This window comes from Ruegeria sediminis (genome assembly GCF_005938215.1).
Lineage (GTDB): Bacteria > Pseudomonadota > Alphaproteobacteria > Rhodobacterales > Rhodobacteraceae > Ruegeria > Ruegeria sediminis.
Map to the genome: position 1 here is coordinate 21,352 of NZ_VCPD01000012.1, position 21,374 is coordinate 42,725.

The 21,374-nt window shown below is 52.4% G+C and carries 34 protein-coding genes; 22 read left to right on the top strand and 12 right to left on the bottom strand.

Features of this window, described 5'->3' with window-relative positions; translation table 11 throughout:
- Window positions 1-28: 28 nt before the first annotated feature.
- The 3 genes from FGK63_RS20265 to FGK63_RS20275 all read right to left on the bottom strand — a co-directional run bounded on the left by FGK63_RS20265 (window position 29) and on the right by FGK63_RS20275 (window position 2,871).
- Complete coding sequence (locus FGK63_RS20265) at window positions 29-565, bottom strand: invasion associated locus B family protein (RefSeq protein ID WP_171052726.1); 537 nt, start codon at window positions 563-565, stop codon at window positions 29-31.
- Between the two features lie 272 nt (window positions 566-837).
- The gene (locus tag FGK63_RS20270) at window positions 838-1,800 is read right to left on the bottom strand and encodes a DUF2332 domain-containing protein (protein WP_246044098.1); all 963 of its coding nucleotides are present in this window, start codon (window positions 1,798-1,800) and stop codon (window positions 838-840) included.
- Window positions 1,801-2,004: 204 nt separating this feature from the next.
- Complete coding sequence (locus FGK63_RS20275; protein ID WP_246044099.1) at window positions 2,005-2,871, bottom strand: alpha/beta fold hydrolase; 867 nt, start codon at window positions 2,869-2,871, stop codon at window positions 2,005-2,007.
- 326 nt (window positions 2,872-3,197) lie between these two features.
- Here FGK63_RS20275 and FGK63_RS20280 point away from each other — a divergent pair, with 326 nt between their 5' ends.
- The 4 genes from FGK63_RS20280 to FGK63_RS20295 all read left to right on the top strand — a co-directional run bounded on the left by FGK63_RS20280 (window position 3,198) and on the right by FGK63_RS20295 (window position 4,862).
- Complete coding sequence (locus tag FGK63_RS20280) at window positions 3,198-3,545, top strand: XRE family transcriptional regulator (protein ID WP_138845723.1); 348 nt, start codon at window positions 3,198-3,200, stop codon at window positions 3,543-3,545.
- The gene (locus FGK63_RS20285; protein ID WP_138845725.1) at window positions 3,536-3,931 is read left to right on the top strand and encodes a hypothetical protein; all 396 of its coding nucleotides are present in this window, start codon (window positions 3,536-3,538) and stop codon (window positions 3,929-3,931) included. Before FGK63_RS20280 ends, FGK63_RS20285 begins: the two co-directional genes overlap by 10 nt.
- A gap of 62 nt (window positions 3,932-3,993) precedes the next feature.
- Complete coding sequence (locus FGK63_RS20290) at window positions 3,994-4,344, top strand: antitoxin Xre/MbcA/ParS toxin-binding domain-containing protein (RefSeq protein WP_138845727.1); 351 nt, start codon at window positions 3,994-3,996, stop codon at window positions 4,342-4,344.
- A gap of 2 nt (window positions 4,345-4,346) precedes the next feature.
- The gene (locus FGK63_RS20295; protein ID WP_138845729.1) at window positions 4,347-4,862 is read left to right on the top strand and encodes an RES family NAD+ phosphorylase; all 516 of its coding nucleotides are present in this window, start codon (window positions 4,347-4,349) and stop codon (window positions 4,860-4,862) included.
- 395 nt (window positions 4,863-5,257) lie between these two features.
- Here FGK63_RS20295 and FGK63_RS20300 read toward each other — a convergent pair whose 3' ends face one another.
- Window positions 5,258-6,007 (bottom strand): GGDEF domain-containing protein, encoded by a 750-nt coding sequence (locus FGK63_RS20300; protein WP_171052727.1) that lies wholly within the window; start codon window positions 6,005-6,007, stop codon window positions 5,258-5,260.
- A gap of 31 nt (window positions 6,008-6,038) precedes the next feature.
- Window positions 6,039-6,467, bottom strand: coding sequence for a hypothetical protein (locus tag FGK63_RS20305; protein WP_138845733.1), 429 nt, complete (start codon window positions 6,465-6,467; stop codon window positions 6,039-6,041).
- Between the two features lie 360 nt (window positions 6,468-6,827).
- Between FGK63_RS20305 and FGK63_RS20310 the strand changes: the two genes are divergently transcribed.
- Window positions 6,828-7,070 (top strand): antitoxin Xre-like helix-turn-helix domain-containing protein, encoded by a 243-nt coding sequence (locus FGK63_RS20310; protein WP_138845735.1) that lies wholly within the window; start codon window positions 6,828-6,830, stop codon window positions 7,068-7,070.
- A 363-nt stretch (window positions 7,071-7,433) separates the two neighbouring features.
- Here FGK63_RS20310 and FGK63_RS20315 read toward each other — a convergent pair whose 3' ends face one another.
- Window positions 7,434-8,078: a hypothetical protein gene (locus FGK63_RS20315; protein ID WP_138845737.1), complete on the bottom strand. Its 645-nt coding sequence runs from the start codon at window positions 8,076-8,078 to the stop codon at window positions 7,434-7,436.
- 171 nt (window positions 8,079-8,249) lie between these two features.
- On the opposite strand from FGK63_RS20315, the gene FGK63_RS20320 reads away from it, so the two are divergent.
- From FGK63_RS20320 to FGK63_RS20330, 3 genes are all read left to right on the top strand, one after another.
- Window positions 8,250-8,645, top strand: a complete 396-nt coding sequence (locus tag FGK63_RS20320) for a hypothetical protein (RefSeq protein ID WP_138845739.1) — start codon at window positions 8,250-8,252, stop codon at window positions 8,643-8,645.
- Between the two features lie 57 nt (window positions 8,646-8,702).
- The gene (locus FGK63_RS20325; RefSeq protein WP_138845741.1) at window positions 8,703-9,071 is read left to right on the top strand and encodes a hypothetical protein; all 369 of its coding nucleotides are present in this window, start codon (window positions 8,703-8,705) and stop codon (window positions 9,069-9,071) included.
- A 110-nt stretch (window positions 9,072-9,181) separates the two neighbouring features.
- On the top strand, window positions 9,182-9,967 hold the full coding sequence (locus FGK63_RS20330; RefSeq protein WP_138845743.1) for a hypothetical protein: 786 nt from the start codon (window positions 9,182-9,184) through the stop codon (window positions 9,965-9,967).
- Here FGK63_RS20330 and FGK63_RS20335 read toward each other — a convergent pair.
- The 5 genes from FGK63_RS20335 to FGK63_RS20860 form a co-directional block, all read right to left on the bottom strand.
- Window positions 9,964-11,117 (bottom strand): IS3 family transposase gene (locus tag FGK63_RS20335; protein WP_138845745.1). Its coding sequence is split into 2 segments (ribosomal slippage): window positions 9,964-10,856 and window positions 10,856-11,117, totalling 1,155 coding nucleotides; the frame shifts between segments, so codons are not numbered across the junction. The two genes, FGK63_RS20330 and FGK63_RS20335, sit on opposite strands and share 4 nt — an antisense overlap.
- 51 nt (window positions 11,118-11,168) lie before the next feature.
- Entirely contained in the window at window positions 11,169-11,393 is a 225-nt protein-coding gene (locus tag FGK63_RS20340) for a hypothetical protein (protein ID WP_138845746.1), read from the bottom strand.
- Window positions 11,390-11,623 carry a hypothetical protein gene (locus FGK63_RS20345; RefSeq protein WP_138845748.1) on the bottom strand — a complete coding sequence of 78 codons (234 nt, stop codon included), beginning with the start codon at window positions 11,621-11,623 and terminating at the stop codon, window positions 11,390-11,392. Before FGK63_RS20345 ends, FGK63_RS20340 begins: the two co-directional genes overlap by 4 nt.
- 106 nt (window positions 11,624-11,729) lie before the next feature.
- The gene (locus FGK63_RS20350) at window positions 11,730-12,050 is read right to left on the bottom strand and encodes a helix-turn-helix domain-containing protein (protein WP_171052728.1); all 321 of its coding nucleotides are present in this window, start codon (window positions 12,048-12,050) and stop codon (window positions 11,730-11,732) included.
- Window positions 12,050-12,493 carry a hypothetical protein gene (locus FGK63_RS20860; protein WP_171052729.1) on the bottom strand — a complete coding sequence of 148 codons (444 nt, stop codon included), beginning with the start codon at window positions 12,491-12,493 and terminating at the stop codon, window positions 12,050-12,052. The genes FGK63_RS20350 and FGK63_RS20860 overlap by 1 nt, the downstream gene beginning before the upstream one ends.
- A 461-nt stretch (window positions 12,494-12,954) precedes the next feature.
- Here FGK63_RS20860 and FGK63_RS20355 point away from each other — a divergent pair, with 461 nt between their 5' ends.
- Genes FGK63_RS20355 through FGK63_RS20395 form a run of 9 tightly spaced genes read left to right on the top strand, consistent with a single transcriptional unit; the run spans window position 12,955 to window position 17,004 of the window.
- The gene (locus FGK63_RS20355) at window positions 12,955-13,314 is read left to right on the top strand and encodes a hypothetical protein (RefSeq protein WP_138845753.1); all 360 of its coding nucleotides are present in this window, start codon (window positions 12,955-12,957) and stop codon (window positions 13,312-13,314) included.
- Window positions 13,307-13,600, top strand: coding sequence for a hypothetical protein (locus FGK63_RS20360; RefSeq protein WP_138845755.1), 294 nt, complete (start codon window positions 13,307-13,309; stop codon window positions 13,598-13,600). The genes FGK63_RS20355 and FGK63_RS20360 overlap by 8 nt, the downstream gene beginning before the upstream one ends.
- Window positions 13,597-14,319, top strand: a complete 723-nt coding sequence (locus FGK63_RS20365; protein WP_138845756.1) for a hypothetical protein — start codon at window positions 13,597-13,599, stop codon at window positions 14,317-14,319. The genes FGK63_RS20360 and FGK63_RS20365 overlap by 4 nt, the downstream gene beginning before the upstream one ends.
- Window positions 14,312-14,551 (top strand): hypothetical protein, encoded by a 240-nt coding sequence (locus FGK63_RS20370; RefSeq protein ID WP_138845758.1) that lies wholly within the window; start codon window positions 14,312-14,314, stop codon window positions 14,549-14,551. The genes FGK63_RS20365 and FGK63_RS20370 overlap by 8 nt, the downstream gene beginning before the upstream one ends.
- A 29-nt stretch (window positions 14,552-14,580) precedes the next feature.
- Window positions 14,581-14,769, top strand: a complete 189-nt coding sequence (locus FGK63_RS20375) for an antitoxin Xre/MbcA/ParS toxin-binding domain-containing protein (protein ID WP_138845760.1) — start codon at window positions 14,581-14,583, stop codon at window positions 14,767-14,769.
- On the top strand, window positions 14,766-15,281 hold the full coding sequence (locus FGK63_RS20380; protein WP_138845762.1) for a hypothetical protein: 516 nt from the start codon (window positions 14,766-14,768) through the stop codon (window positions 15,279-15,281). Before FGK63_RS20375 ends, FGK63_RS20380 begins: the two co-directional genes overlap by 4 nt.
- 2 nt (window positions 15,282-15,283) lie before the next feature.
- Entirely contained in the window at window positions 15,284-15,784 is a 501-nt protein-coding gene (locus FGK63_RS20385; RefSeq protein ID WP_138845764.1) for a 3'-5' exonuclease, read from the top strand.
- Between the two features lie 3 nt (window positions 15,785-15,787).
- Window positions 15,788-16,294: a hypothetical protein gene (locus FGK63_RS20390; RefSeq protein WP_138845766.1), complete on the top strand. Its 507-nt coding sequence runs from the start codon at window positions 15,788-15,790 to the stop codon at window positions 16,292-16,294.
- On the top strand, window positions 16,291-17,004 hold the full coding sequence (locus FGK63_RS20395) for a hypothetical protein (RefSeq protein WP_138845767.1): 714 nt from the start codon (window positions 16,291-16,293) through the stop codon (window positions 17,002-17,004). The genes FGK63_RS20390 and FGK63_RS20395 overlap by 4 nt, the downstream gene beginning before the upstream one ends.
- Before the next feature lie 7 nt (window positions 17,005-17,011).
- Here the strand turns inward: FGK63_RS20395 and FGK63_RS20400 are convergent, their stop codons facing one another.
- A complete protein-coding gene (locus FGK63_RS20400; RefSeq protein ID WP_138845769.1) occupies window positions 17,012-17,374 on the bottom strand; it encodes a hypothetical protein in 363 nt (120 codons plus the stop codon).
- Between the two features lie 129 nt (window positions 17,375-17,503).
- Here FGK63_RS20400 and FGK63_RS20405 point away from each other — a divergent pair, with 129 nt between their 5' ends.
- From FGK63_RS20405 to FGK63_RS20420, 5 genes are all read left to right on the top strand, one after another.
- Window positions 17,504-17,824, top strand: coding sequence for a hypothetical protein (locus tag FGK63_RS20405; RefSeq protein WP_138845771.1), 321 nt, complete (start codon window positions 17,504-17,506; stop codon window positions 17,822-17,824).
- Window positions 17,825-17,831: 7 nt separating this feature from the next.
- Complete coding sequence (locus FGK63_RS20865; RefSeq protein ID WP_171052730.1) at window positions 17,832-18,005, top strand: hypothetical protein; 174 nt, start codon at window positions 17,832-17,834, stop codon at window positions 18,003-18,005.
- 103 nt (window positions 18,006-18,108) lie between these two features.
- A complete protein-coding gene (locus tag FGK63_RS20410) occupies window positions 18,109-18,474 on the top strand; it encodes a hypothetical protein (RefSeq protein WP_138845773.1) in 366 nt (121 codons plus the stop codon).
- Window positions 18,475-19,064: 590 nt separating this feature from the next.
- A complete protein-coding gene (repA, locus tag FGK63_RS20415; protein WP_138845775.1) occupies window positions 19,065-20,246 on the top strand; it encodes a plasmid partitioning protein RepA in 1,182 nt (393 codons plus the stop codon).
- Window positions 20,247-20,248: 2 nt separating this feature from the next.
- Complete coding sequence (locus tag FGK63_RS20420) at window positions 20,249-21,232, top strand: ParB/RepB/Spo0J family partition protein (RefSeq protein WP_138845778.1); 984 nt, start codon at window positions 20,249-20,251, stop codon at window positions 21,230-21,232.
- Window positions 21,233-21,374 lie beyond the last annotated feature (142 nt).

A 21,374-nucleotide genomic window follows, 5' to 3' on the forward strand; every position in this document is an offset into this window, starting at 1 on the left:
CTACTCCTGCTTCATCTTGGTGAACAAGTCATCCAGCTGCATTCAACGCCTCCGCCAGACCGGGCAAGGGAACCTGAAACTCTTCTGTTCTTTCTTCCGAACCCGAGTACACAAGCGTAAGTCTCGCAGTTTTACCCGTTTCAAGAGCCCGCAGGAGCCTTCGCTTCACCCCCACATTTACCACACAATAATCAGGTTTGCAGTTCTCAATGGAATATCGCCGTGTTACCCGGTGATCGACGGACATCAAGAGCCCGGCAGCCTTGTTTACGGTCAGGTCCGGGCGACCAGGCGCAGACATTCTGGCAGGGATTAAGATATTGAATCCTGCAGCAACAGCTTTCTCGTTTTCAGGCAGAAGGTACCCGCTGATAGAGAGAATCTGTTTCCCGGTCATGTCTTCGACAGGCAGGTTGGCGATGCAATTCGCGTGAGCGTCACTGCACAAGACCGACCACGCGCCATGGTGCGACCGGACCATATGATCGCTGTCTTCAGACCCACGTTTCACGCAAGCCGCCGACAGAGAAACAAGGGCCATCACCCAAATCCATTTCTTTCGCATTCCCGCCTCTTCAATCGTTCTTTGGCAGAACCAGTACCGGTCGCCTGCTGGCAGTTCAACTCCTGCTTCACGGGTACCAACAGCGGTAGCGTAGACGAGGTGGATAGGTTTTGCGCTTGCAGCGGACGGCCGTTTTGTCCGCACACCCGTCATCGAGGCTGAGAATAGGCTAGCAGCATCGCCGCAAGTCCGGTTTGAGCGTAAAGTGACGGATGCTGCGGCCCGTTCAAATGACTGCTTTTGTCAGATCAACCGGAGTAGCTAGGCCTGACTTAGAGCCAATCTACAAACTGCCCATGCGGCCCTGTTCGCGCAATTGCATGACCATTGTGAGAGAGAACAAACGCCCCCGGTCGATCCTCTAACATGTTCATTGATGCAACCTCGGGAAGGATACTGGCGCCTTCATTCGCAAGCCATTCCGCTCCAAGATCATTGACGAGCGTTGCAAACTCCTTGCGGACCTTTGGCGCGACATAATTCAACACTGCGGTATGGAATATCACAAGACGGGCACCTGTCGGAGCTTTTGCCGCTAACGCTTCGGTTTCTTCGAGAAGGTCACCTGCGATGACACGTGGCGGATCGCGTCTAGCAACCGAGATTGCCGCGTCCAGACGGGAAAGCCTTTTGGTTTGTTCCGGCCAGACCAGTGTCTTAAGCCATTGCACGTCCTCGTCACTGCGCACGTCCAGCGGATTGAGATCGAGGCCTGCTCGCCAAGTTATCTCAGGAAGGGAGGGTGGAATGGGGGTTTGGTCGGATGCCTTGCAAGGAAACATTGGGGCGTCAACATCAGCAGCTGGCAACTGAGCGCGGCCGTAATCGTAACCGTAACGGTCAGGGATCAGACATAAACCTGCCGCCGCTCCTACTTCGATGATGGCAAGAGGTTCCTCGATCTGCGCAAGCGCCGGAAGGAGGCAGGCGCAGCGCCCAGGCTCGTTGGTTTGCGTGGAACGAGAGAGGATGATGGGCCTTACCTCATCCCATGCGTCCAAGGCGTGTCGAGCGAAGTCAAAGCCATCATCTGGGAGGCCAACAGCATGGCGTGTTGCCGCGAACAGTAGATTTGGTTGCTGCTTGCCATCGGGCAAATCCAAAAGCCGGTCAAGCAAGTCGCTATTTTTGGCTGCTGACGTCGCGTAGCTTTCGTATGTCGGTGAGACACCATGCGCTTCACGGTCTGCGAAGGCAAGGTAGCGGTCTGCGAGTTCACGGGTGCTCATTTTCATGTAATTGAGCTACGGGAAACACATGCCTTGCGAAAGGCTCTTTTGGCAGTTTGATTGGATGAATTTTCGCTTAGCGGACATTGACCTCAAGTGTCTGATCGACCGCTTCGGTTGCGCTGAGCGGTCATCTGACAAGTATGGGCCGACAGCGGCTTCGAGTCCATTTTGATGGATGCTGCGCGCCGCTCGAATGGTCGCTTCGTCCTATGCTATTTCCATCAAGTCAAGCATCGCGGTTGCAAAAGCTTCAGGTGCTTCCTGCGGTAGATTGTGACCGGTTGCATCAATGATCCGGCGATCATAGAAACCAGTGAAGTTAGGCTGGTCGAAGTCGTCTTCGAATGGGGGATCGACGCCGTCATCCCGCCCTTGAAGTACGATGGTGGGCACGGTGATCTTTGGCTTCTGAGCAAGCTGCGCCTCGATATCGTCATACTGAGGGTCACCTAGAATACCGCCAAAACGATGACGGTAGGAATGCAAAACGATCTCGACAAAATCCTGATTGTCAAAAGATGGGGCAGTCGCCTCCCATGTAGCATCGGCAAATTGCCAGCTCGGTGACCAGAGCGACCAAATGTGACGGCAGATGTCACGCCTATTTTGTGTCAATCCGGCTCGGCCACGCTCTGTATGGAAGTAGTACATATACCAATAGCGGGCTTCTTCTACGGCAGGTGCAGGTTCGCAAGCACGCGCAATATCTTGAATGTTGTAGCCCTGCCCGCAGCTTACCAGGCCCCGCACACGCTCCGGCCAGAGCGCGGAAACGATGCAAGCGGCGCGACCACCCCAATCATACCCTCCCAGAAAGGCGCTCTTAAGCGAGAGTGCGTCCATGAGCGCCAGCAGATCGGCACCTATTGCTCCCTGCTGGCCTGACCGCATCGCATCCGGGAAGCGAAAGCGCGTGGGGCCATAGCCTCGTAGGTATGGCATTAGGCAGCGATACCCACGTTCGGTCAGGCGAGTAGAGACGGCGTCGAATGCACGCACATCATAGGGGAAACCGTGCAACAGGATGACCGGATCACCATCAGCCGGGCCCAATTCTTCATAGTAGATCTCCAAACATCCTGCGCACACTGACTTCAACAATCTTGCTCCGGTTTGAATAGCTGTCCAAACCATAAGGCGAAGATCAGCAAGCGACAATCGGACTCAATGGTGAACGTCAGTCGTCAGAACCGATCTGCTAGCACTAAACATCTCTCTGAAAGCGGGCCTTCAAGCAGCCGCAGCGAATGCCCATGCTTTGTCCGCATTATCTGAGCTGATGCGGCGGGCAGTGAATGTCAGGTGTTGAGGGAGAGACTCAGCAAACCATCTGCCTCCAATTGTATCCTGCTCACGCGGTCCCAATTTAGACACCACAACAATCGAAGACGGGCAGGGCAATGCATGTCACAGGTATCAGTAAATCAGAGCGGATCAAGCAAAATTTGGCGGCTGAGATCACCAAACGGATCTCGGAAACAGGTCTATCCCAGCGTGATGTGTCCAAAAAGATCGGCCTGAGCCGCACGAAGATCGTGACCATGAAACAAGGTCAGGTCGACGGCATTCCACTGGAGAAAATGCTGACGATCCTCGAAAAACTGGATGAGCGCGTGGCCATCGTGCTCGGAGCTGATGCCAGGGAGACCAGGATCGAATACGAGAGGGACGAGGAACGTTACCTCCGGCTGCACGGGCAAGATTCAATACCGCAAAAAAATATAGTAACGGGTTCGTGGTGCATTTGACCGACGGGTTTTCTATAGAAATTTCAGGTGATCCCGAGGAATGGGAGAAGTTTCAGCTGCCGTTTGGTGGCTCCTGGGACGATATCTATCATTCCCCAGAAGATCGTGAGATCCAGAAAGCCCTTAAAACTATGGCGTATTCGGCGCTCAGGGCAGGGGAGACGGAGCGATCCTGGCGCCAGCATCAGAGTACCTTCGATCTGGCTCGCAGTCATCTGCGTCACTACGGCCGGCTAACACCGCGCTTGGACCAGGCGCTCCAGCGTGCTCACCGTGTTGTCAGCGAGATGGCTCGCGAGATCTCGAAACATCAACAAAAATTGGCGGAGCTTGAACGATCCAGGGGTCGGAGGGATGACGAGGAGTTGGTGACTTTTGGAAAGTGAGCCGCTCTTGACAACACATAAGGCAACAGCAATATATGTAATAGTGTGTGGCAGGAATGACTATGGAACTCGCTGAACTCATCGAAGACGAAATCTTCGTCCCTAAAAAAATGGCAAGAAAGTTGCGTACGACGCAATCTGAAATTGCGGCAACCATTGGGTTTTCCCGCGATGCTTTTGCACGAAAAGACCGCTTGAGATCGGTCCGCACACAAACCCGGCTTCGTGAGATGCTGGAAATCCTGAACCGGGTGGAAAAGTTCACTGGCTCCGCGTTGGCTGCTTATGCCTGGATGCGATCAGAGCCGATCATTGGCTTCGGAGGGCAGACGGCCGAACAGTTGATCCAAAAAGGCAGGGCAAATCATGTTCGCCGCTACTTGGATCATGTCGCAGCGGGCGGTTACGCCTAGGCATGCAGCACAAAGGCCCGCTGTTTAGAGCTCACAATCCCGAATGGTCCTGGGCTCCAGAGTCAGGAGAGGGCGCCCGCCAAAATGGCGGCCGCTTCAATAAGATCGGCGTTTCAGCCCTCTATTTGTCCGAAAACCCGCTAACTGCGATCCGTGAGGCCAGCCCAATCGGACGGCCAATGGAGCCGCTGACACTATGTCAGTATGAGGTGGATTGCGGCCCGGTATTTGACGCAACCGACTCCGTCCTCCTTGCAAAACATGGAATCTCGTTTCACCATCTGGAGTGCCCAAGCTGGCTCGATGAAATGCTGAGTGGCGAGACACCTGATTCCCACAGGGTTGCCGATCAATTGATTGCAGAAGGTTTTGCGGGAATTCGCGTTCAGAGCTTTGCAAAGCTGGCGGGGCCCGGAGATATCAATGTCGTTTTCTGGCGGTGGAGTGACATTCCTCCAACCATGATCAAGGTTATCGATAACGACGGGCGTCTGCCGGATCCGCCGGCCATTCGCTGACACCTGAAAGCCTTTTAGCCGATAATTAGCGTTATGTTAAATAAGACAGCATTGCTGACCTGAAAAGGAAGTTCACCTAAGCCGTTCTGTAGCTGACTTTCCGCGTATGGCCACCCGCTGCGCTACTTGGGGTTGCGCGTGCGGCCCATGTCTCGCGCGGTCAGCATGCCGGGTACCTTAAACTTGAAACAGCCGCAGAAATGAGCGTCTGCTCTTTTTGCAAGCTATGAAGGCAAAAACCGTCGTATTCGCCGGGGTCACAAAACCTAGGCACAACTTCTCGAATGCCGCAAAGAAGGGTTGGAAAATTTTGAGTCAATATTTCTGACATATAATCCGTTCAATGTGCAGCGCCAAAACCGAAAGTGGCGTATAGTTTCAATTTGCTCGCAGCATCAATCGGATGCAATAATTACAGTTGATTCAGTAGGTATATCTTTGGCTTGAACTAATCCTTTGGTGAGCCGTGTCTTGGCTTTCTCCCAGGAATCATTCTCCGAAACACTTGTTGCGCTTGACCAAAACTTCAAAACGATGCCAGCTGATTTCAATAGTTCGAAGTTTTCCGTGCACTCTTGCTCTAGCTCGCGCCGAAGTCGGTTTGTGAAACCAGTCAAAGCGGCTGTATCTCCAGAGATAATGAAGAAAAACTCATCAGCGGCTTCTCCGTATCGGGCAGCCAAATCACGCTTTCCTCTTACGAAAGACTTCAAGAAGCCTCCAATAAGAGAAATGGCTTCATCTCCAGCATCATGGCCGAGCGTATCGTTGATGCTTTTGAAGCCCACTATGTCGATCATCAGAACGGAGAAAACGCTGCCCTCGCGTGCAGCTGGAACATATTCATCGTCAAATTTTCTTATGAAAAAGTCATAGCTAGATAGGCCGCTTTTAGTATCAGTCTCAAGCTGCTCCACAAGGTCGCGATTTCGAGCTTCCAGCTCGTCAATTCTTTCATTCTTTCCGGCGTTTAGATATGCAAACAAGAGAATAAGAAGAAACGCAACGACAACCAATGAGAGCAAAATCCAGTGCGTCGCGTCTAAAGTGAATACATGTTGCCGGACTAGAGCATTCAGTTCATTGCTAAAAACGGTTGCTGAAACGCCTATTGCTGCGAGTGCAACTGTGGCCAGAGACCCCACTAGCCATGTTATGTGAGAACGACGCACAGCTTCAGTTTCTCAAAGAGCCAGATTTATCCGGGATGGACAATCGTATAACGGCGTCCCAAAACCTGCCGTTCTCTTGCAAGTGGCTGTCTGCAACGGTCACATCTAACATACCCAATGCTCTTTTTGCTATTGCAGTTATGCAGTCAAAAGAAGATACCACAACGTCTGGCTTGTCAGATCGATTTGCTATGTTGTTCAAGGTAAGCGTCTCCGTGGCAATCCCGCCCGTTCTCCATAGAAACTCTGAAAAAAGCTTTGCTGAGGTGTCGTCGCCTTGGTCACCGACAAGAATGTCAGTAACGGCTGACAAGTCGTCCAGGCTTCTCCGCAAGAAAAAGCGCTGATCACGCTGGTAAGAGGCTTGCCATGAGAAGTCATCCTTGCGGATACCGAGGCCGCTTGGGTAGTAAGACCATTCGAGCAACACCATGTGCTCCACCTGCTGTTTCTGCCGAAAATAGCTTCGAGGTAGACTAAGCTCCAAAGCTAAACAAATATTTATCGATCAGGTAAGGAATGGGATTTCGCCATAATACAAGGTTTCTTCCACGATACGCAGATTTTCTGCGGTCGGCCACCGCCATCGGTATCCTTTTCTCGGCAGAGAATTGACGGCGTCTCGACACCGCCATGATATGCCGCCCCTCAGGCCATCACCCACTTTCGCGCGTTTCTCGATTCAGATTCAAGAGTGACAAATTTGGCGACGGCAGAGTATGCTTTGCCGACTAGGACAATCGACACTTGCACACTGACAGTCATCTACTGATCTCATTCATGGAGACAGAAGATGAAACTCTCAGCGCGAACAATTGTCATTTTGAACGATATCAGGCCGGCAAAGTTCGAGGATCTCGAACAAGCCAGGGTCGAACTCGGCCTCACTGTGAAAGATCTCGCTGACCTCATGCAAGTTTCGGATGCCACGATTTACAGGATGAAAAAGGCGCCAGGCAAGCGCTTGACGCCGCTCCAAAGCTTGCTCCTCACGCATCTGCGCGAGAATTACCTGAGGCCCATGTCGCTCGCATAGTAGCGGCCGAATTCGATCATCTCGAACACGTCCGAGCACACGAGCGAGGAAGACCCGAACCGAATCATCGAATGGTGTCAACGGCGGAACGATTTCCGGCCATTTCAGGTTTGAGGCATCCGCTCAAGTTGTCGAGATTACGCATGGGGCGTCCATGGTGCGGCTCGGTGCGGAGATCCGACAGACACCACCACTGATTGGCCGCTGGCGAATTTTCGCACCGATCAAAGAAAAATGGCGGCCCCTAGCTGAGACCTGCATCAACATTTAACTACAAAGGCTTTACCCCCGAAAGGGTGCTTCTTTTGGTATCGAACAAAAACTGCGGGCACGGTCTGGCCAAGATGTGCGCCGGTCGATTTGTTAAAGGGATTCCTTCCGATTCCAGTCCCGGCTGGCAGCTGCCATGATGTTTTCGAAATCGTTTTCGCCACCCTTGTGCTCCAGGTCGTAGATCTTCTCCATTTCTTCTTCCTGGATGATGGCAGCTTCCCGCTCCGCGTCCGAAAGGAGTCCGGCTTCGTGCACGATAGCCATCCGGTTGAGGCTGAAGTTTGGCCGGTACTCGGAAGGCACGGTTTTCTTGAATTCTTGAAGGCCCATTGTGTTGTGAATGGTCTTCATCGTCGAACCAAGGGTGCTCTCCTCGATATCCTTCAGCATGGCATAGTACAGATCACTCGGAATCATCTTGATCTTCCCGAGGTGAACAACGGCGGAAATCAACTCGACCGGATCGTAGCCGGGGAATTCAGGCACCCCTGAGGCATTCAGCATCACCTTGCCTGTCCGACCGCCCAGACGCAGCCCTGAAGACTGAGCAGGGGCTTCCTGCCCTTGGGAATTGACCAATGCTCGGAAAAGGTTTGAAGCCAGCCAGATCCCGCCATACACAACGACGACGCCGGTAAGAAGAGCTCCAAAAAGACTTGTGCCAGTGACTGCGTGGACATTTTTCGCCACGACCACGATTGCGGCCAGGATCCCGAACCCAATGATAATGTGCATATTCGCCTCCCAAAAGATTTAGGAGCGAAATCATAGGTTTATTACCAGAAGTCAATAATAAAAATTATAAAATTTCAAGTAGTTTCCATCGCAGGAAGAGTCGCGTTGGAGTTGTCCCCGACTTGGAGCTGTGCTTTAGTCCGGCCAATAATCATATCAGGGGTAAACTTCATGAATCTTTCGCGCTTTATCAGCATCTCACTCGTTGCGGTTCTGGCCGCATTTGTGACGGCCTGTGTTCCCACGCGAGACGTTTCCGTGAGCCCGGTTCAGGCGTCATCACGCAACCTGGCCACCGCGAAAGCGCATATGGCCGCGGCCTTGAAAGACCCGGAAAGCATGAAGATTCGCAACGTCTCTCACTACAAGACGGCCGAGGGCGACTGGATCGTCTGCGGCGAGATGGACGCAAAAAACAGCTTTGGTGGCTACAATGGTTACTCGCCATTCTATTTCCGGCTCCAGGGTAACACCGTCAAGAAGGCGCATTTTGGCGATGACTCGGACTGGCTGGCCACCACCGCCTGCACACAGTCGGCATCAGGCACGATCAAGGTCGCTGCCTGACCAAGAAGATCGCGTAAAACAAATTTGTAGTAAGCGGACATTCTGTCTGTAGATCACATGAATAGTATTGATTTAACCGTGGTCGGGATATCTCGAATGGTCATGGCAAAAGTCTCTTTGATGCTGGTTTTGACGCTTGCGGTGGCGAGCTGTGCATCGCTGCCAGCAGGAAGCCTGGGATGGCTTTTGTCTGCGCCGGCACAAGAGGTCACTGTCGGAGAGACCCCATATCGGGTTCTGAAGCACGAGATCCCCGATACATATTTTGCAGTTCACCGAGACGCCATGGGATATGTGAACGCAGACCTTCAGTATGTTCTGGGCGGAGTCAAAGCCATTGAGATTGTAAGCGGCTGCCTTGTTGTGGAGCGCCAAGTTCTCGAAAACATCTACATCGAAGCACTGGTCGATTGCCCGGAAAGCTGACAGCGGCGGTCGGCACGATGCCGATGGCCACGTGACCAGATATACGGTCGCCGGTATCCTGGTGTTTGATGTCAAGAGCGCCCTCATGGGACGATCACAGAACCAGTGGCTTGAAAACCAAAGCCGCAACAACCACTTTGTCGGACGCGTGGACTGAAACTTGGAGCTATCTATTGGAAGAAAAAGAATATTTAGCGAAAGGCTATGCACGCCAGATCGTCGAGGAGTGCCGACTTTTTGAGGGCGATTTCTTGAAATTTTTCGAAGATGCCCTGAAGAGGTCAAACGGTAAAGGGAAGAGCCAACGAGATCGAGAGCGGCTGGCTCGTTCCCTACTGCACGCCTTTCAGGATGAGATATTTGGTTTCGGTTCTCAGAAAAACCATCGAAAGCTGAGGTTCCTGGTTGCATATCAGAAGCAGGGCAAATTACCTCGTATCGTTTTACGCAGTCATTTTTTTGATCAAGATGCAAAGGGTACCTGGACGCACTACGAAAGGGCGCATTCTGTTATAACAAACCACGCGCTTCAACGACTGTATTTAAGAGGGGGTGCAAGAACACTTGGGGATGTTAAGGCGCATACCAGAAGAATTGCCGGATGGATTTCCACAATCAATTTGTTCAAACAAGAAAATTCTGTGCCAATCCCGACATCAGATGGTTTGTTTGCAATAAAAACCAGGGGTGCTGAGAGTATCCTCGTAACTTACATTTCAAAGGAAAATCTGTTTGGTAGAGCCCTGGAGAACTGGGAGGATTTACAAAGAGAAGAAAACCTAGTTTCGGATTCTCCGGACATCTTCCCTAAAGATTTCGAAGGCAAGAAACCTTCGGAGCTTGCTCGGGCGACTGAACTACTCCCCATCCGTTGGACAGGATCTGGCGTAAGTTAAGCTACTTTTTGCTCCTGCTGATCGGGTTGGGTTTCATCTTTTCTCAGCCAATAGACCACGGCTGGCGGTCTGCCGCCAAGGGCGGAATGGGGGCGCTTGCGGTTGTAGAACTCGATCCATTTTCCGACGCCCGCCTTTGCCTCCGATCCGGTCTCCCAGGCGTGCAGGTAGACGCACTCGTATTTCAGGCTCCTCCAGAGCCGTTCAACAAATATATTGTCGAGGAACCGGCCTTTGCCGTCCATGGAGATGCGCACACCGGATCGGCGCAATCGGTCCGTCCAGGCAAACGATGTGAATTGGCTGCCCTGATCCGTATTCATGATCTCGGGCGGGCCGAACTTATGGATGGCTTCGTTCAGCGCCTCGACGCAGAACTCGGCTTCCAGCGTGTTCGAGATGCGCCAGGCCAGAACCTTGCGCGTGTGCCAATCCATGATCGCCACCAGATACAGGAACCCGCGCCGCATCGGCAGATAGGTGATGTCTGCGGCCCAGACCTGGCCGGGCCGATCAACGCGCAGCCCCCTGAGCAGGTAGGGATAGGTCTTGTGCCCCTTCGCCGCCTTGCTGGTGTTGGGCTTCTGGTAGATCGGCATCAGGCTCATCAACCGCATCAGCCGGCGGATGCGCTTTTCGTTGACCAGGTGTCCCTCGTTGCGCAAGTGCCATGTCATCTGCCGAACCCCGAAGAACGGTGTCTCAAGGAATTGTTCATCAATTTGGCGCATGAGCGCGAGGTTCAGCGCCGTTTCGCCCTTGGGCCGGTAGTAGAACGAGGACCGCGAGATCGACAGCAGTCGGCACTGCTTGCCGATGGACAAATCCGGATTGACTGTCTCGATCATCTCCCGCCTCACTTTCCGGTCCACGGCTTGAGCTTTCTGGACAAAAAATCGTTGGCTACAGCCAGCTCCCCGATCTTGGCGTGCAACTCCTTGACCTGCTCCTCGTCAATCTCGGGGGCTTTCTTGCCACCACGTTCGAACACGCCGGATGCGCCTTCCAGCAATGCCCGCTTCCAGGTGTGGATCATCGTCGGATGAATCCCGAACCGGCTTGCCAGCTCGGCCACCGTTTGCTCACCCTTCAGCGCCTCAAGCGCCACCTTCGCCTTGAACTCAGGCGAATGCTGCTTCCGTTTCGACATCTCTGATCTCCTTCTCGTCGAAGATCAGCAGACAGCAAATCATAGCTTACGTCAGCGTCCGATTTTCTGGGGGTAGCTCACCTCGCCCGTCTCACTGAAATATGCTTCAACGCCCCCGAAGCCCAAACGCCGCTCACAGATGTAGTGAACAATAGCTGTCAAGGCATCTCGCGCGTCAGGATGCATGTAGGGAGATGGGTTGTCTTCTAGCGCTAGAGCCATCTTGTACTGTTCGACAAGCTCATCCATTTTTTTGCGGTCCTGTTCGAGCATCATGCCACCCCCTCGCCCACAAACTTTGGCGACATCGAGGGGAACACCTGGACAAGCGACAGCATGGCTTCTTTGATATCCGCATAGCCGCGCTTCAGGTTCCTTTCCTCCACGAATGCTCCTGCCTCCTCGCCATCCTCGCGTATAAATGTCAGCCACTGGTGATCACGAAAAACGGTGTTTGGTTGCATAGTTGCGCTGTATCCCACTCCATTCATGATGAACTTGGTCACCTGCCCTTTTCGAACTCTTAGGCCTCCTTCCCACTGTGCCGACCTGAAATACCGGATGCGGGATCCGAGTTTAGAGTCATAGTATTCTTTTTTGTTTGCTCGTCTGTCATGACTGCTTTCTCGCTCTAAAAGGCTCGGTGATCACAGACATAAACACATCCATGTCCCAGCCCTTGATTGCTTCCCAAGCCAAGGCTCTTGGCTCCAACTCCAATGCCTCGGCGAAGAATTCCAGTCGCTCCGCAGGTAGTCTGCTCTTCCCAGCCTCGATTGCTGCGATGAAAGATGGGTTGTTGAGACCCGTCCTTACGGCCAGCTGCTGCTGTGTCAATCCGACATTGCGGCGAGCTTCTTTAACGTATTTGCCGAATTCAGCCCTGGTTTCGTCGTTGGATTCGACGCAGTTCAAAAACTCGCTGATTTCCACTACACCGCCTCCGCAAACTTCAGGTTCTTGAATGCATTCTTCTCGATGTCTGCCTTTGCCCCCTGCCCCAACTCGATTTCCAACTTGGGGCTTGCCTGGTGATAAATGTGCTTTTTCACGGCCCTTGTCAGGCGCCAGCCATCACCTACACGCTTGGCTTCAATGGAAGTCGTGAGCACGCCGCCGCGATATGATGATGGGAAATCGAAACCTGGCGTAAACTTAACCTTCGCGCCGATCATGTTTTTTATGGATACCCCTCGATCTTTGAGCATGTCCTCAAAGTCCCAGATCTTTTCCTGGATTTCCTCAAACGAAAGTGTGTGAGTAGTCGCCCGGCCATACAGATCGCGGAGGTACTGCTTCTCGGTTTCAAAATTGTAACTTTCGTCTCGCGTAGTCAGTTTCAATGTTGCCATTTTTGATTCCAATTTATTGCTCATAACCACTCCGGTTAATAGACATATTGCGCGCCCAAAAATTGATTGCAAGGTCTTTATCAAAATTTCTTGCAAAAACACTTTGCGAGATCAATAAACAGTTTACAAGAACAACAATACCTACAGTCATACAGCAGCCCCAACCCCAGAAATACTAACCTTGCAAAATACCGGGGACCTATTGTTCCAAAACAAACACAACAGCCAAACTTGGCCATGTTTTTTGGTGAAAACACTTACCGTCTCGCCCTGCTTCGCTACTGCATCCGCAATTCCGATTAATTGGCAACTTGCAAATTGCAAAATACCAATTAATAGCGACACTTCTCAGATGGTATATTTTCCATTGACGCCAGATCAATCAAAACATAAAACAAATCGATGGCAACAGTTAGAATCAAAGGTGAATTCAAAAAAAATGATGCCGGTTAGCCGGATTAATTGTCTTTTGGGGACCCTATAAGATGACAACAGAAACCCTTGATCTTTGTGTCGACTATCCACTTTTTGTGAATACCGACACTATTACTTCGTTCGTCCCGTCGGTCGGGCCAGGCTGGGTTCCGCTGGTGCGCGAAATGCTGGATGAGCTCAGAGTGATGACCCAAGATTACCCTACTCAACCACATTTTACTGATATCAAGGAGAAATTTGGGAAGCTGGACGCACACACAGACGTTGGCAACGAAGAGATTTATGACCTTTTTGACAAATATAATGAGATTTCTGAGCACGTCTGTGCGCTGTGCGGCAACTACAGTGATCGGAATACAGAAGGGTATGAGCTCTGTCAGCCAATTTGCAGAAGTTGCATAAATGGCTGATCGTTTGAGAGATCTGACGACAAGAGAGCTGCTCGACGAGATGCGCCGCCGGTTGCGTGAGACGCATCCGGATATGGGTGCATATGTTTTCAAGCAATTGCTGCCTGATGACATGTACCAGCCGCTCAATGAACACCACCAGCGGCTCGTCGAGGTCACCATGGATTGGCTCGAAGCCGAATTCGCACAGCATAGAAGGTCCCTGCATTCTGACCGGCCAGGCAGCGTTGAGGATGCCATTGATTGGATGTCTGAGCGTCTCGAAATTCTGGAGAGCAAACGATGAGGCGGAATCTCATTGACTGGACTGACATCGAAGCAAGCGTCAAACGCCATATGGAATCCCGGCCGGGGTGGATTCCACTCGTGATTGAGGTTTTGGAGACGATCAAGGAACACGCTGATTTCACCGGAGACCAGCCGCCGAATATCGTCGAGATCAAGCAGAAGCTTGGGGGCCTGAGGATCTACACGGACCCGTCCCCGGACCACGTTCTCTCTGTTCTCGAACGCGCCGAGATCAAAGCCGAGAGTACCTGCGAAATCTGTGGCAACGCAGCCCGTGTACAGGATTTTTATGGATATCTTGCGTGCCGGTGCTCCTGGTGCGCGCATGATCTGATTGATGAGCGCAGAGGCGTTCACAGCCCGGAGCCGTACATACTGAACCAGCGGCTACCAGAAGTCGACCGGGATCTGTGTTGCACAGAATGCGGATACTTCGGCCAGAGAGTCCAAGCGTGGAATGAGACCAGGTGCCCCGTCTGCATTATGAACGACTGGCTGCTGAAAATGGCTTCAAATCTGGTCTCAATTCAGTCGCAGATCCTTCAGAAAGCGGAGGATCCGGCGGCCGAGGCGGTCAAATACACTGTCGTTTACGGCCACGATTTCACTTTCCGCCATGAAGTATTCAAGGTCACCGGACACATGCGTGCAGACGATCTGCTGGAGCGCTGTGCTCATGAAGTCCGAGTGGCAATCGAGGGTGATAGCGATGACTGAATGCGATGAGAAAAAGTGGCGGCAACTTCGAACAGAAATTTCGAAACTAGTTGCGCCCGAGGCCGCAAAACAAGTGATGTTTGACTGGCTCGATGACGAGATCGCTGCCGACACAGAACTACCGGAAATTTCACATATGTCCTGGGGCCTGGATGGGCTGCGGATTGGGTTTAATGGCCCCGAAGAGCCAATCGACAGACTCATGCGGCGGCTGCCCTACCCTCCTAAATAGTTAACAAAACAACTCTAATAGGTGATTTGATGACTCGTGGTGAACTCCTGCTGGAAGCTGAAAAAGTACTCAGTTCGCAGCAGCTTGCCGAAGCTTGGGTAGAGCGCCCTGCTCTTGCGCTTGAGTGGCGGACGCCGGCCGAAGTTCTTGAGGCGCCTGACGGTCCAGAGCAGCTCCGTCAACTGCTGAGCCGCATCGAATTCGGGGTATACACATGATGACTGACCACTCCGCAATCGACTATGACAACATCCGCGAATCCGTTGCTCGCAATCTCGGACGCAAAAACCTGGGCTGGATCGAGATCGTCACGCGCTGCTTTGAGAGCATCAAAGAACATTGTGACCAGAAAAATCGGGAGTATCCTCGCGTTTTCCAAATCAAACAAAAATTTGGTGAGCTGCGGATCTATCTGCATGAGCCCGAGCATGATGGCCCAGACTACATTTCACTGCACATCAACGAAGCTTGCCGCGAAGCCAACCGGAGCTGCGAGGTCTGCGGCAACAATTGCAGTCAACAATGGCTGGGCGCCTGGGTCCGTAATTTATGCTGCTTTTGCGCGCATTCAGAAGCCCGGCGACAACAACGGGATCTTAGTAATTATCCATTGAATGCAAATCTCGATTGCAGCCGGAAATGCACGAACTGTGGATACATTGGTCAGCTTGCGCATAGCCCCGGCCGCGGTGACCAGCAGTGTGTGGCTTGCGTGATCGAGAGTTTGTAGCCATGGCACCGATTTCATTCATCGATTTTGAGGCATCTTCTCTGAGCCAAAACAGCTGGCCGATTGAAGTTGGCATTGCAACTATCAATGACGGCCAGATTGAATCCTGGGGATCACTGATCCGGCCGGCAGCATCCTGGGATCTGGAAGATTGGGACCTTGCCGCCGAGCTCAAAACTGGCATCAACAGACATGAACTGTACGACGCCCCTGCCCCGCGAGATGTTGCGGACGAGCTTATTCAGCGCGCAGAAACCAGTGATTTTGTGCTCTACTCTGATGCCCCTGCATTTGATGCGAATTGGCTTCGAGTGCTGATGGATGAACATCCTAGCGACCAGAGAGTCCAAGCCTTGGATTTCGATACCCTGATCAACACCAGGATGTCTCAGGACATGAAGGCTTGGGAACGGGTGTACAACTATCTCGACAGTCACCCTGCCCCGCATCGCGCCGAAGCCGATGCCAGGCGCCTGGCGTCAGCGTTTCTTGAGGGTGCGTGAGAAATGAACCCGGTTTTCTTAGCTTTCACGACCAGCGATCTGAGCCAGTACGTAGGATGGCCAATCGAAATCGGATTTGCGAGCAACCAAGCTGATGGTTCCACAAAATCCTGGTCGACTCTGATCCGGCCGTCCGACAACTGGGACGTGAAAAAATGGAGTACATATGCTCAACGAGGCCACGGGATCGAATTTGATGATCTCCTGAAGGCCCCTGCCCCGGCAGACGCGGCAGTCCGCATTGTCAACATTGTTGATGCCCAACGATGTACACTCGTTGTACTCGATAAACAAAACGATCATCGCCTCCTGAACATGCTGCTCGCCGAGCTGCCAGATGCGCGGAAGATCATGGTCATCAGTTTCGACGAGCTCCTTGGAGCCCGCAATCTGACCGCACCTCGGCTTGAGCGCGTGAACAGATACTACCAGCGCACCCAGAATGTGCTACGCGCGGAAGCTTCAGCGGCGGCAATGGCCTACGCATACAAACAAGCGGATATCACATGACAACAGGAGAAAATGAGCGTCCAAATGTTTTCACTTGTGAGATCTCTGGAACAGGAAAAGTGCGAGATGGCCGAGCAATCATGAAAGTTGTTATGCCGTCAGGTGAGACGATTGAATTCGAGACCAATGCCGAGTTCAATCTCGATGGTTTTTTCACAGATGCCATCGCTGCTATCGAGAAAGCACGTAAGAAAATGAGAGAGCTGACAGCCGCGGACTACTACGTTTCCGACATGGAGGAGATGTTTGTTGCGATCCGAAGTGCAAATGTCCGCGGGAAACTGTGGCCGGTTGAAATTGCGTTGTTGGGGATCAAAGACGGAGACGAGTATGTATGGTCTTCACCGATCTATCCTGCCCTGTCCTGGCCCCGCCAAATTATTGATCTATCAGAAATCGATCTACGAGATTCTCCGCCGGCAACAGATGTTGCCAGGGAGACCCTTGAACGCATCTCGCGAGCGTCAGGAAAATGGTGCCATGCTGAAGACCCACAGCATACGAAAAAGCTGCTGGATCGGCTCCTGGATGAAGCAAACTTGGGATTCACCTCGGATGAAGCGGTGATTCCAGTTGATGTCGAATGGGGCCGGGATGGCGCAGCGGCTGGGGGTCGTGTGAGGGAGTATCTAGTGACCCACCCTGCCCTTTTGGATCCTGTGGAGCAGGTCCAGCGGTTGTCGAGGGCATGGGCTGCGGGGTATTCGTAAGGAGCAACTAGCTCGAAAACTCGCTTCCAACCAAATCAGCAAGTTTCCAAAGAAACCAGAAGATCACCGCAGCCAAAACCAAAATCAGAACAGGTAAATACATATCCAAAAGTAAGTTCAAAATTTTGTTTAGGCCCACCCAGCTACTGATCTCAATGTAGTTTTCTCGGCAGATATCTTTGGCTCCAAAACCTTCAGCGGCTTTCTCGCAACCCTCGGGTGCAATTAGCCAAAAAAGGTCTCGCTCAGGCCAGACTCCGTCTGCAAGAAATACGTAGACTTGGTTTCCCACAACTAGCGCGGCAAAGATTGCTGCGAGCGACCACAAGTACTTACCCAGACCAAACAAAAATTGACCAAATGATTCCATAGGAGAACTCTACTATTCGTTGTCGTTCTGACAATGCTTGATCTTGGTGGCTTTCGTTGTTGAAGCCCAAATTTCGCCAGAATCTGAGTGCAGCTAACGAGTGAATCGAGTTTACTAAGGACAAACACTTTGAAAAACACCATTGCATCCGCCGCCGCACTTCTTCTGACAACCGCAGCCGCCAGCGCAGAGATTTGCTTTCTTCAGATCGATGGCCAGATTGAGATGCAGGGCCCCTGTGTTTTCGATCCAATGGGAGGCGGCGACTTTTTCGCGGCAGATATCGATGACCGCCTGGCATTCGTTTACTTTTATCTAGAAGATTCAGGTATCGGTATCGCAGCGTGGAGTGACCGTGAAAGCAAAGCGAATAGCATGCTTGGTACGCTGTACCGTGATGGCGCGTGCTGGCAGAATCCTGATGTCACGCTGTGCGCTTGGGACTCCTGATCGCCCGATGCCCATCTTCATTTTTGTTGTGACGACACTTGTTGTTGGTGCTGTCGAAATCATCCTCTTCCATTGGATGATGGGCCGAGATGCCGGCGGGTTGGTTCTGTGGGTAATGGGCGGGATAGCAATGTTTGCTGGCCAGTTTGCGATGATGAAATACGTGAAGCGGGGCGAATAGCGCCCTGCCCAACATAGCCATTCCCTCCTTTTCCTGGCGGTACTTCTCCGCCCGGATGCTAGGCCGCTTCTCTTCGATCCTGCGCTTATGCTCGCGAGCCGGCTTGTCGATCAAATACCAACAAGCCATCCTGTTAATGAAGAGTCAGGCAGAACCATTCAAGAAGCGGTCAAAGCTGGGTCTCTACTTGTCGCAAGGGAAAATGCTGTCATCAACGGCCACGATCCAGGCGACCGGCGAGGTGCGTGACGGTCGAGTTGCGATGAAACTTTTGCCACCATTGGAACATCAGGAGATCGAGATCGAGACAAATGCGGATTTCGATCCCGAAGATCTTTTCGAGGCCGCGCTGTTTACGAGCGAGCAGGCCCGGAAACGACTTGGCCTCTGGAGGATTTGGAGCGTGAGGCGGGCAGTATGCAGGTACGTGTCAAATCACGCGGCGACGCGCCAGAATTTGCCCCACTGAAAACGCCAGGTGCGATTCTGGTACTAACCGCCCTACCCCGTTCTTGGAATTCCTGGGACGGTTGTTTGTGGGCAATTCAGCGGTATCAGGAGATCAGGATGAAACGACCTATCGATGCCTAGGATGATCCCAAATGCGTGGATGCAGTGATAGATCTGGCTCGCTCACAGGAGGATTAGTCATAGCCCATTCCGAGGGTCCCGCGCGCACAAAGAAGCTGCTGGATACATTAATCACTGAAAGCAACCTCGGATCCATCTCCGACGCAGATGTGATCCCAGTCGATGGCGTATGGGGTCGCAACGGCGAGGCAGCGTCTCAGCGTGTGCGGGATTATCTTGAGACCATTGAGCCGATCAAGGATCCGCTTTCAGAGGTCTATAAGCTCGCCAGGGCGTAGGATGCAAGGTATCCAGCGTAACCCCCTACCCTCCCCCAGAGTTAACAGCTGTTAACTGGCTTTTCGCCTTGTGCCAATCTAGAGAGCACACACAACCTATTGATTTTCCTCTTGACATGAATCACCTGCCATGTGCCTAAATGATGGCAAGTTGCGCAAACGCACGAATTCGAGCAGGAAAATAAAAACTATGTTGCAGACAACGCCAATCGACGCGGCTACGCAGTCTCAATTTACCCGACAGATTTCTGATCGTCTACAACTTGCGCTGACTGCGCATCTTGAACATGCATACTCGCCTGACCACGTTAAGAGCCTGCGACTATTCTCTGCAACCGAAACCGCTGAACTTATTGGTGTGACCCCAGCTTTTCTACGCAAGGGCCACGCCGACGGATCTCTCGCGGAGCCTGCCGTCAACAAAAGCGGTCGTCGCTTTTACAGTGGCGACGAAATCTGGGAAATGCGTCAAATCCTGGAGGCGGGATCGCGCAAGCCGGGCAAATATCGACCCGGCCGTCGGGATGACGACCACCTTCAGGTAATTCAGTTCATGAATTTCAAAGGTGGGTCGGCAAAATCTACAAGCGCAATCCATCTTTGCCACTATCTTGCACTGCAAGGCTACCGCGTGCTTGCCATAGATTTGGATCCACAGAGTTCATTGACCGGATTTTGCGGGCTGAACCCAGAACTCGAATTCGACGGGCAGAGTGTCTACGACGCAATGCGATACGAAGACGCTCTGCCGATGCAAGAGTGTATTCAAAAAACCTATTTCCCAGGCTTAGACTTGGCCCCTGCCCGCCTGATCCTCTCCGAATTCGAGGTCGACACGGCTGTGTACTCTCAAGAGGGTGTTCCATTCTACACTCGCCTGTCGAACGCTATCGAACAGGTTGAGGTTGACTACGACGTTGTCGTGATCGATAGCCCGCCGAGTCTCGGCTACCTCACGATGGCCGGCCTGTTTTCAGCCACGTCGATCATCGTGCCCTTGACACCGAGCATGCTGGATGTCGCAAGCACCCAGCAGTTTCTGCAAATGATGGCGGACTATATTGAGGCATTCGAGAAGCAGGGCATCGAGATCGAATTTGAGGACTTCTCGTTCTTGATTACACGTGATGACCCGAGCGATGTCCCCTCTCAACAAATCACAGGGCTGATGCGTGCGCTTTTCCAAAAACAGGTGCTATCCGCAACAACGCTTCGAAGCACTGCTGTTGCGGATGCGGCGATGCTGAAGTGTTCGATCTTCGAAATCAATCGTTCGGACATCACAAGAACTACCTATGACCGCGCCCGAGCGTCCATGGATGCATTTGGCGCCGAGGTTGCAGGGATGATTCAAAAAAACTGGGGGCGGTGAAAATGGCAGACATAAGAAACAAGATTGGAATGGCCGCAGCAATTGAAGCCGGCGTCTCTGGACAGAGCGTCTCGCCGCCGGCAAGCCATGCGAAACAATCGAGGATTTCTGACCGGAACAGGAACGCTATTGCCGCTCAAGGCATTCAGGAAATCGACCCAAACCTCATTCTTCCTTGGGGGCCACAAGACCGTCTGGGAGTCGAGTTAACAACTGTTAACAATGGAGGCCAGGGCCAGGCTTTTGATGAAACTGTTGTTGAGCTAGCTGCCAGCATCAAAGCCGCCGGTGGCCAACAAGTCCCTGTCCTGCTGCGCCCCTCCCAGGATGTCCCTGGACACTACGAAGTGATTTATGGTCGCCGACGCATTCTTGCGTGTCGCTACCTGAATCAGAATGTCAAAGCCCTAATACGCAAGATGGACGACCATGAAGCGCTACAAGCGAAGGGGCTGGAGAATGCCTCACGTATCAATCTCAGCTTCTACGAGCGTGCGAGGTTCGCCAAAGAGATTCTCAAACAGGGTTATAGCAAGGCCGAGACTTATACAGCACTGTCCATCTCCAAGAATGCGCTGAGCCAGTTCGAGAGGGTTACAAATACTATTCCAGATGACCTAGGGGACAGAATCGGGCCAGCCCCAGAGTCAGGACGCCCAAAATGGACTGCATTGGCGGTGGCCATTCAAGAGGGAGTGCTTACGGTAAAGCAAGCTCATACACGTCTTGGCGAATTGAAACCGGACGTTTCGTCCGATAAGAAACTGAGCCACCTTCTGTCCAGTCTTCGCACTGAACCGGACGTCATGGAGCCAGTTAAGGGTGTGACGATCAAAACTACGGCAGGGGGCTTGTCCATGAAAGTGAGTAGCAAAGACGACCCTGAATTTGCGAACTGGCTGAAGTCAAATATCAGCCAGGTGATCCAAGAATCTCGCGAGCGCTTCGAAAAAGAGAGCGCCGCAGATGAGGCGGGTGGCAGTTAACAGCTGTTAACTCACGAAGAGGCAACGAAGCAAAGGAGGAAGGCAGAAAAGAAAACCCTCGAAACCGGAGGCTCCGAGGGCTGCACCACGTCACCGTGGAATTAGTCTGAACACCTAATTTTTAGCAGCCCACGAATCACTT

What these genes read in the sequence shown, in the direction of transcription:
- FGK63_RS20355 (WP_138845753.1), top strand. Translation starts at nt 12,955, where the DNA reads ATGACAACAGAAACCCTTGATCTTTGTGTCGACTATCCACTTTTTGTG.
- FGK63_RS20320 (WP_138845739.1), top strand. Translation starts at nt 8,250, where the DNA reads ATGAATCTTTCGCGCTTTATCAGCATCTCACTCGTTGCGGTTCTGGCC.
- FGK63_RS20860 (WP_171052729.1), bottom strand. Translation starts at nt 12,493, where the DNA reads ATGAGCAATAAATTGGAATCAAAAATGGCAACATTGAAACTGACTACG.
- FGK63_RS20365 (WP_138845756.1), top strand. Translation starts at nt 13,597, where the DNA reads ATGAGGCGGAATCTCATTGACTGGACTGACATCGAAGCAAGCGTCAAA.
- FGK63_RS20420 (WP_138845778.1), top strand. Translation starts at nt 20,249, where the DNA reads ATGGCAGACATAAGAAACAAGATTGGAATGGCCGCAGCAATTGAAGCC.
- FGK63_RS20315 (WP_138845737.1), bottom strand. Translation starts at nt 8,078, where the DNA reads ATGCACATTATCATTGGGTTCGGGATCCTGGCCGCAATCGTGGTCGTG.
- FGK63_RS20395 (WP_138845767.1), top strand. Translation starts at nt 16,291, where the DNA reads ATGACAACAGGAGAAAATGAGCGTCCAAATGTTTTCACTTGTGAGATC.
- FGK63_RS20340 (WP_138845746.1), bottom strand. Translation starts at nt 11,393, where the DNA reads ATGATGCTCGAACAGGACCGCAAAAAAATGGATGAGCTTGTCGAACAG.
- FGK63_RS20265 (WP_171052726.1), bottom strand. Translation starts at nt 565, where the DNA reads ATGCGAAAGAAATGGATTTGGGTGATGGCCCTTGTTTCTCTGTCGGCG.
- FGK63_RS20375 (WP_138845760.1), top strand. Translation starts at nt 14,581, where the DNA reads ATGACTCGTGGTGAACTCCTGCTGGAAGCTGAAAAAGTACTCAGTTCG.
- FGK63_RS20390 (WP_138845766.1), top strand. Translation starts at nt 15,788, where the DNA reads ATGAACCCGGTTTTCTTAGCTTTCACGACCAGCGATCTGAGCCAGTAC.
- repA (WP_138845775.1), top strand. Translation starts at nt 19,065, where the DNA reads ATGTTGCAGACAACGCCAATCGACGCGGCTACGCAGTCTCAATTTACC.
- FGK63_RS20290 (WP_138845727.1), top strand. Translation starts at nt 3,994, where the DNA reads ATGGAACTCGCTGAACTCATCGAAGACGAAATCTTCGTCCCTAAAAAA.
- FGK63_RS20400 (WP_138845769.1), bottom strand. Translation starts at nt 17,374, where the DNA reads ATGGAATCATTTGGTCAATTTTTGTTTGGTCTGGGTAAGTACTTGTGG.
- FGK63_RS20270 (WP_246044098.1), bottom strand. Translation starts at nt 1,800, where the DNA reads ATGAAAATGAGCACCCGTGAACTCGCAGACCGCTACCTTGCCTTCGCA.
- FGK63_RS20380 (WP_138845762.1), top strand. Translation starts at nt 14,766, where the DNA reads ATGATGACTGACCACTCCGCAATCGACTATGACAACATCCGCGAATCC.
- FGK63_RS20325 (WP_138845741.1), top strand. Translation starts at nt 8,703, where the DNA reads ATGAATAGTATTGATTTAACCGTGGTCGGGATATCTCGAATGGTCATG.
- FGK63_RS20360 (WP_138845755.1), top strand. Translation starts at nt 13,307, where the DNA reads ATGGCTGATCGTTTGAGAGATCTGACGACAAGAGAGCTGCTCGACGAG.
- FGK63_RS20370 (WP_138845758.1), top strand. Translation starts at nt 14,312, where the DNA reads ATGACTGAATGCGATGAGAAAAAGTGGCGGCAACTTCGAACAGAAATT.
- FGK63_RS20305 (WP_138845733.1), bottom strand. Translation starts at nt 6,467, where the DNA reads ATGGTGTTGCTCGAATGGTCTTACTACCCAAGCGGCCTCGGTATCCGC.
- FGK63_RS20280 (WP_138845723.1), top strand. Translation starts at nt 3,198, where the DNA reads ATGCATGTCACAGGTATCAGTAAATCAGAGCGGATCAAGCAAAATTTG.
- FGK63_RS20385 (WP_138845764.1), top strand. Translation starts at nt 15,284, where the DNA reads ATGGCACCGATTTCATTCATCGATTTTGAGGCATCTTCTCTGAGCCAA.
- FGK63_RS20310 (WP_138845735.1), top strand. Translation starts at nt 6,828, where the DNA reads ATGAAACTCTCAGCGCGAACAATTGTCATTTTGAACGATATCAGGCCG.
- FGK63_RS20865 (WP_171052730.1), top strand. Translation starts at nt 17,832, where the DNA reads ATGCCCATCTTCATTTTTGTTGTGACGACACTTGTTGTTGGTGCTGTC.
- FGK63_RS20295 (WP_138845729.1), top strand. Translation starts at nt 4,347, where the DNA reads ATGCAGCACAAAGGCCCGCTGTTTAGAGCTCACAATCCCGAATGGTCC.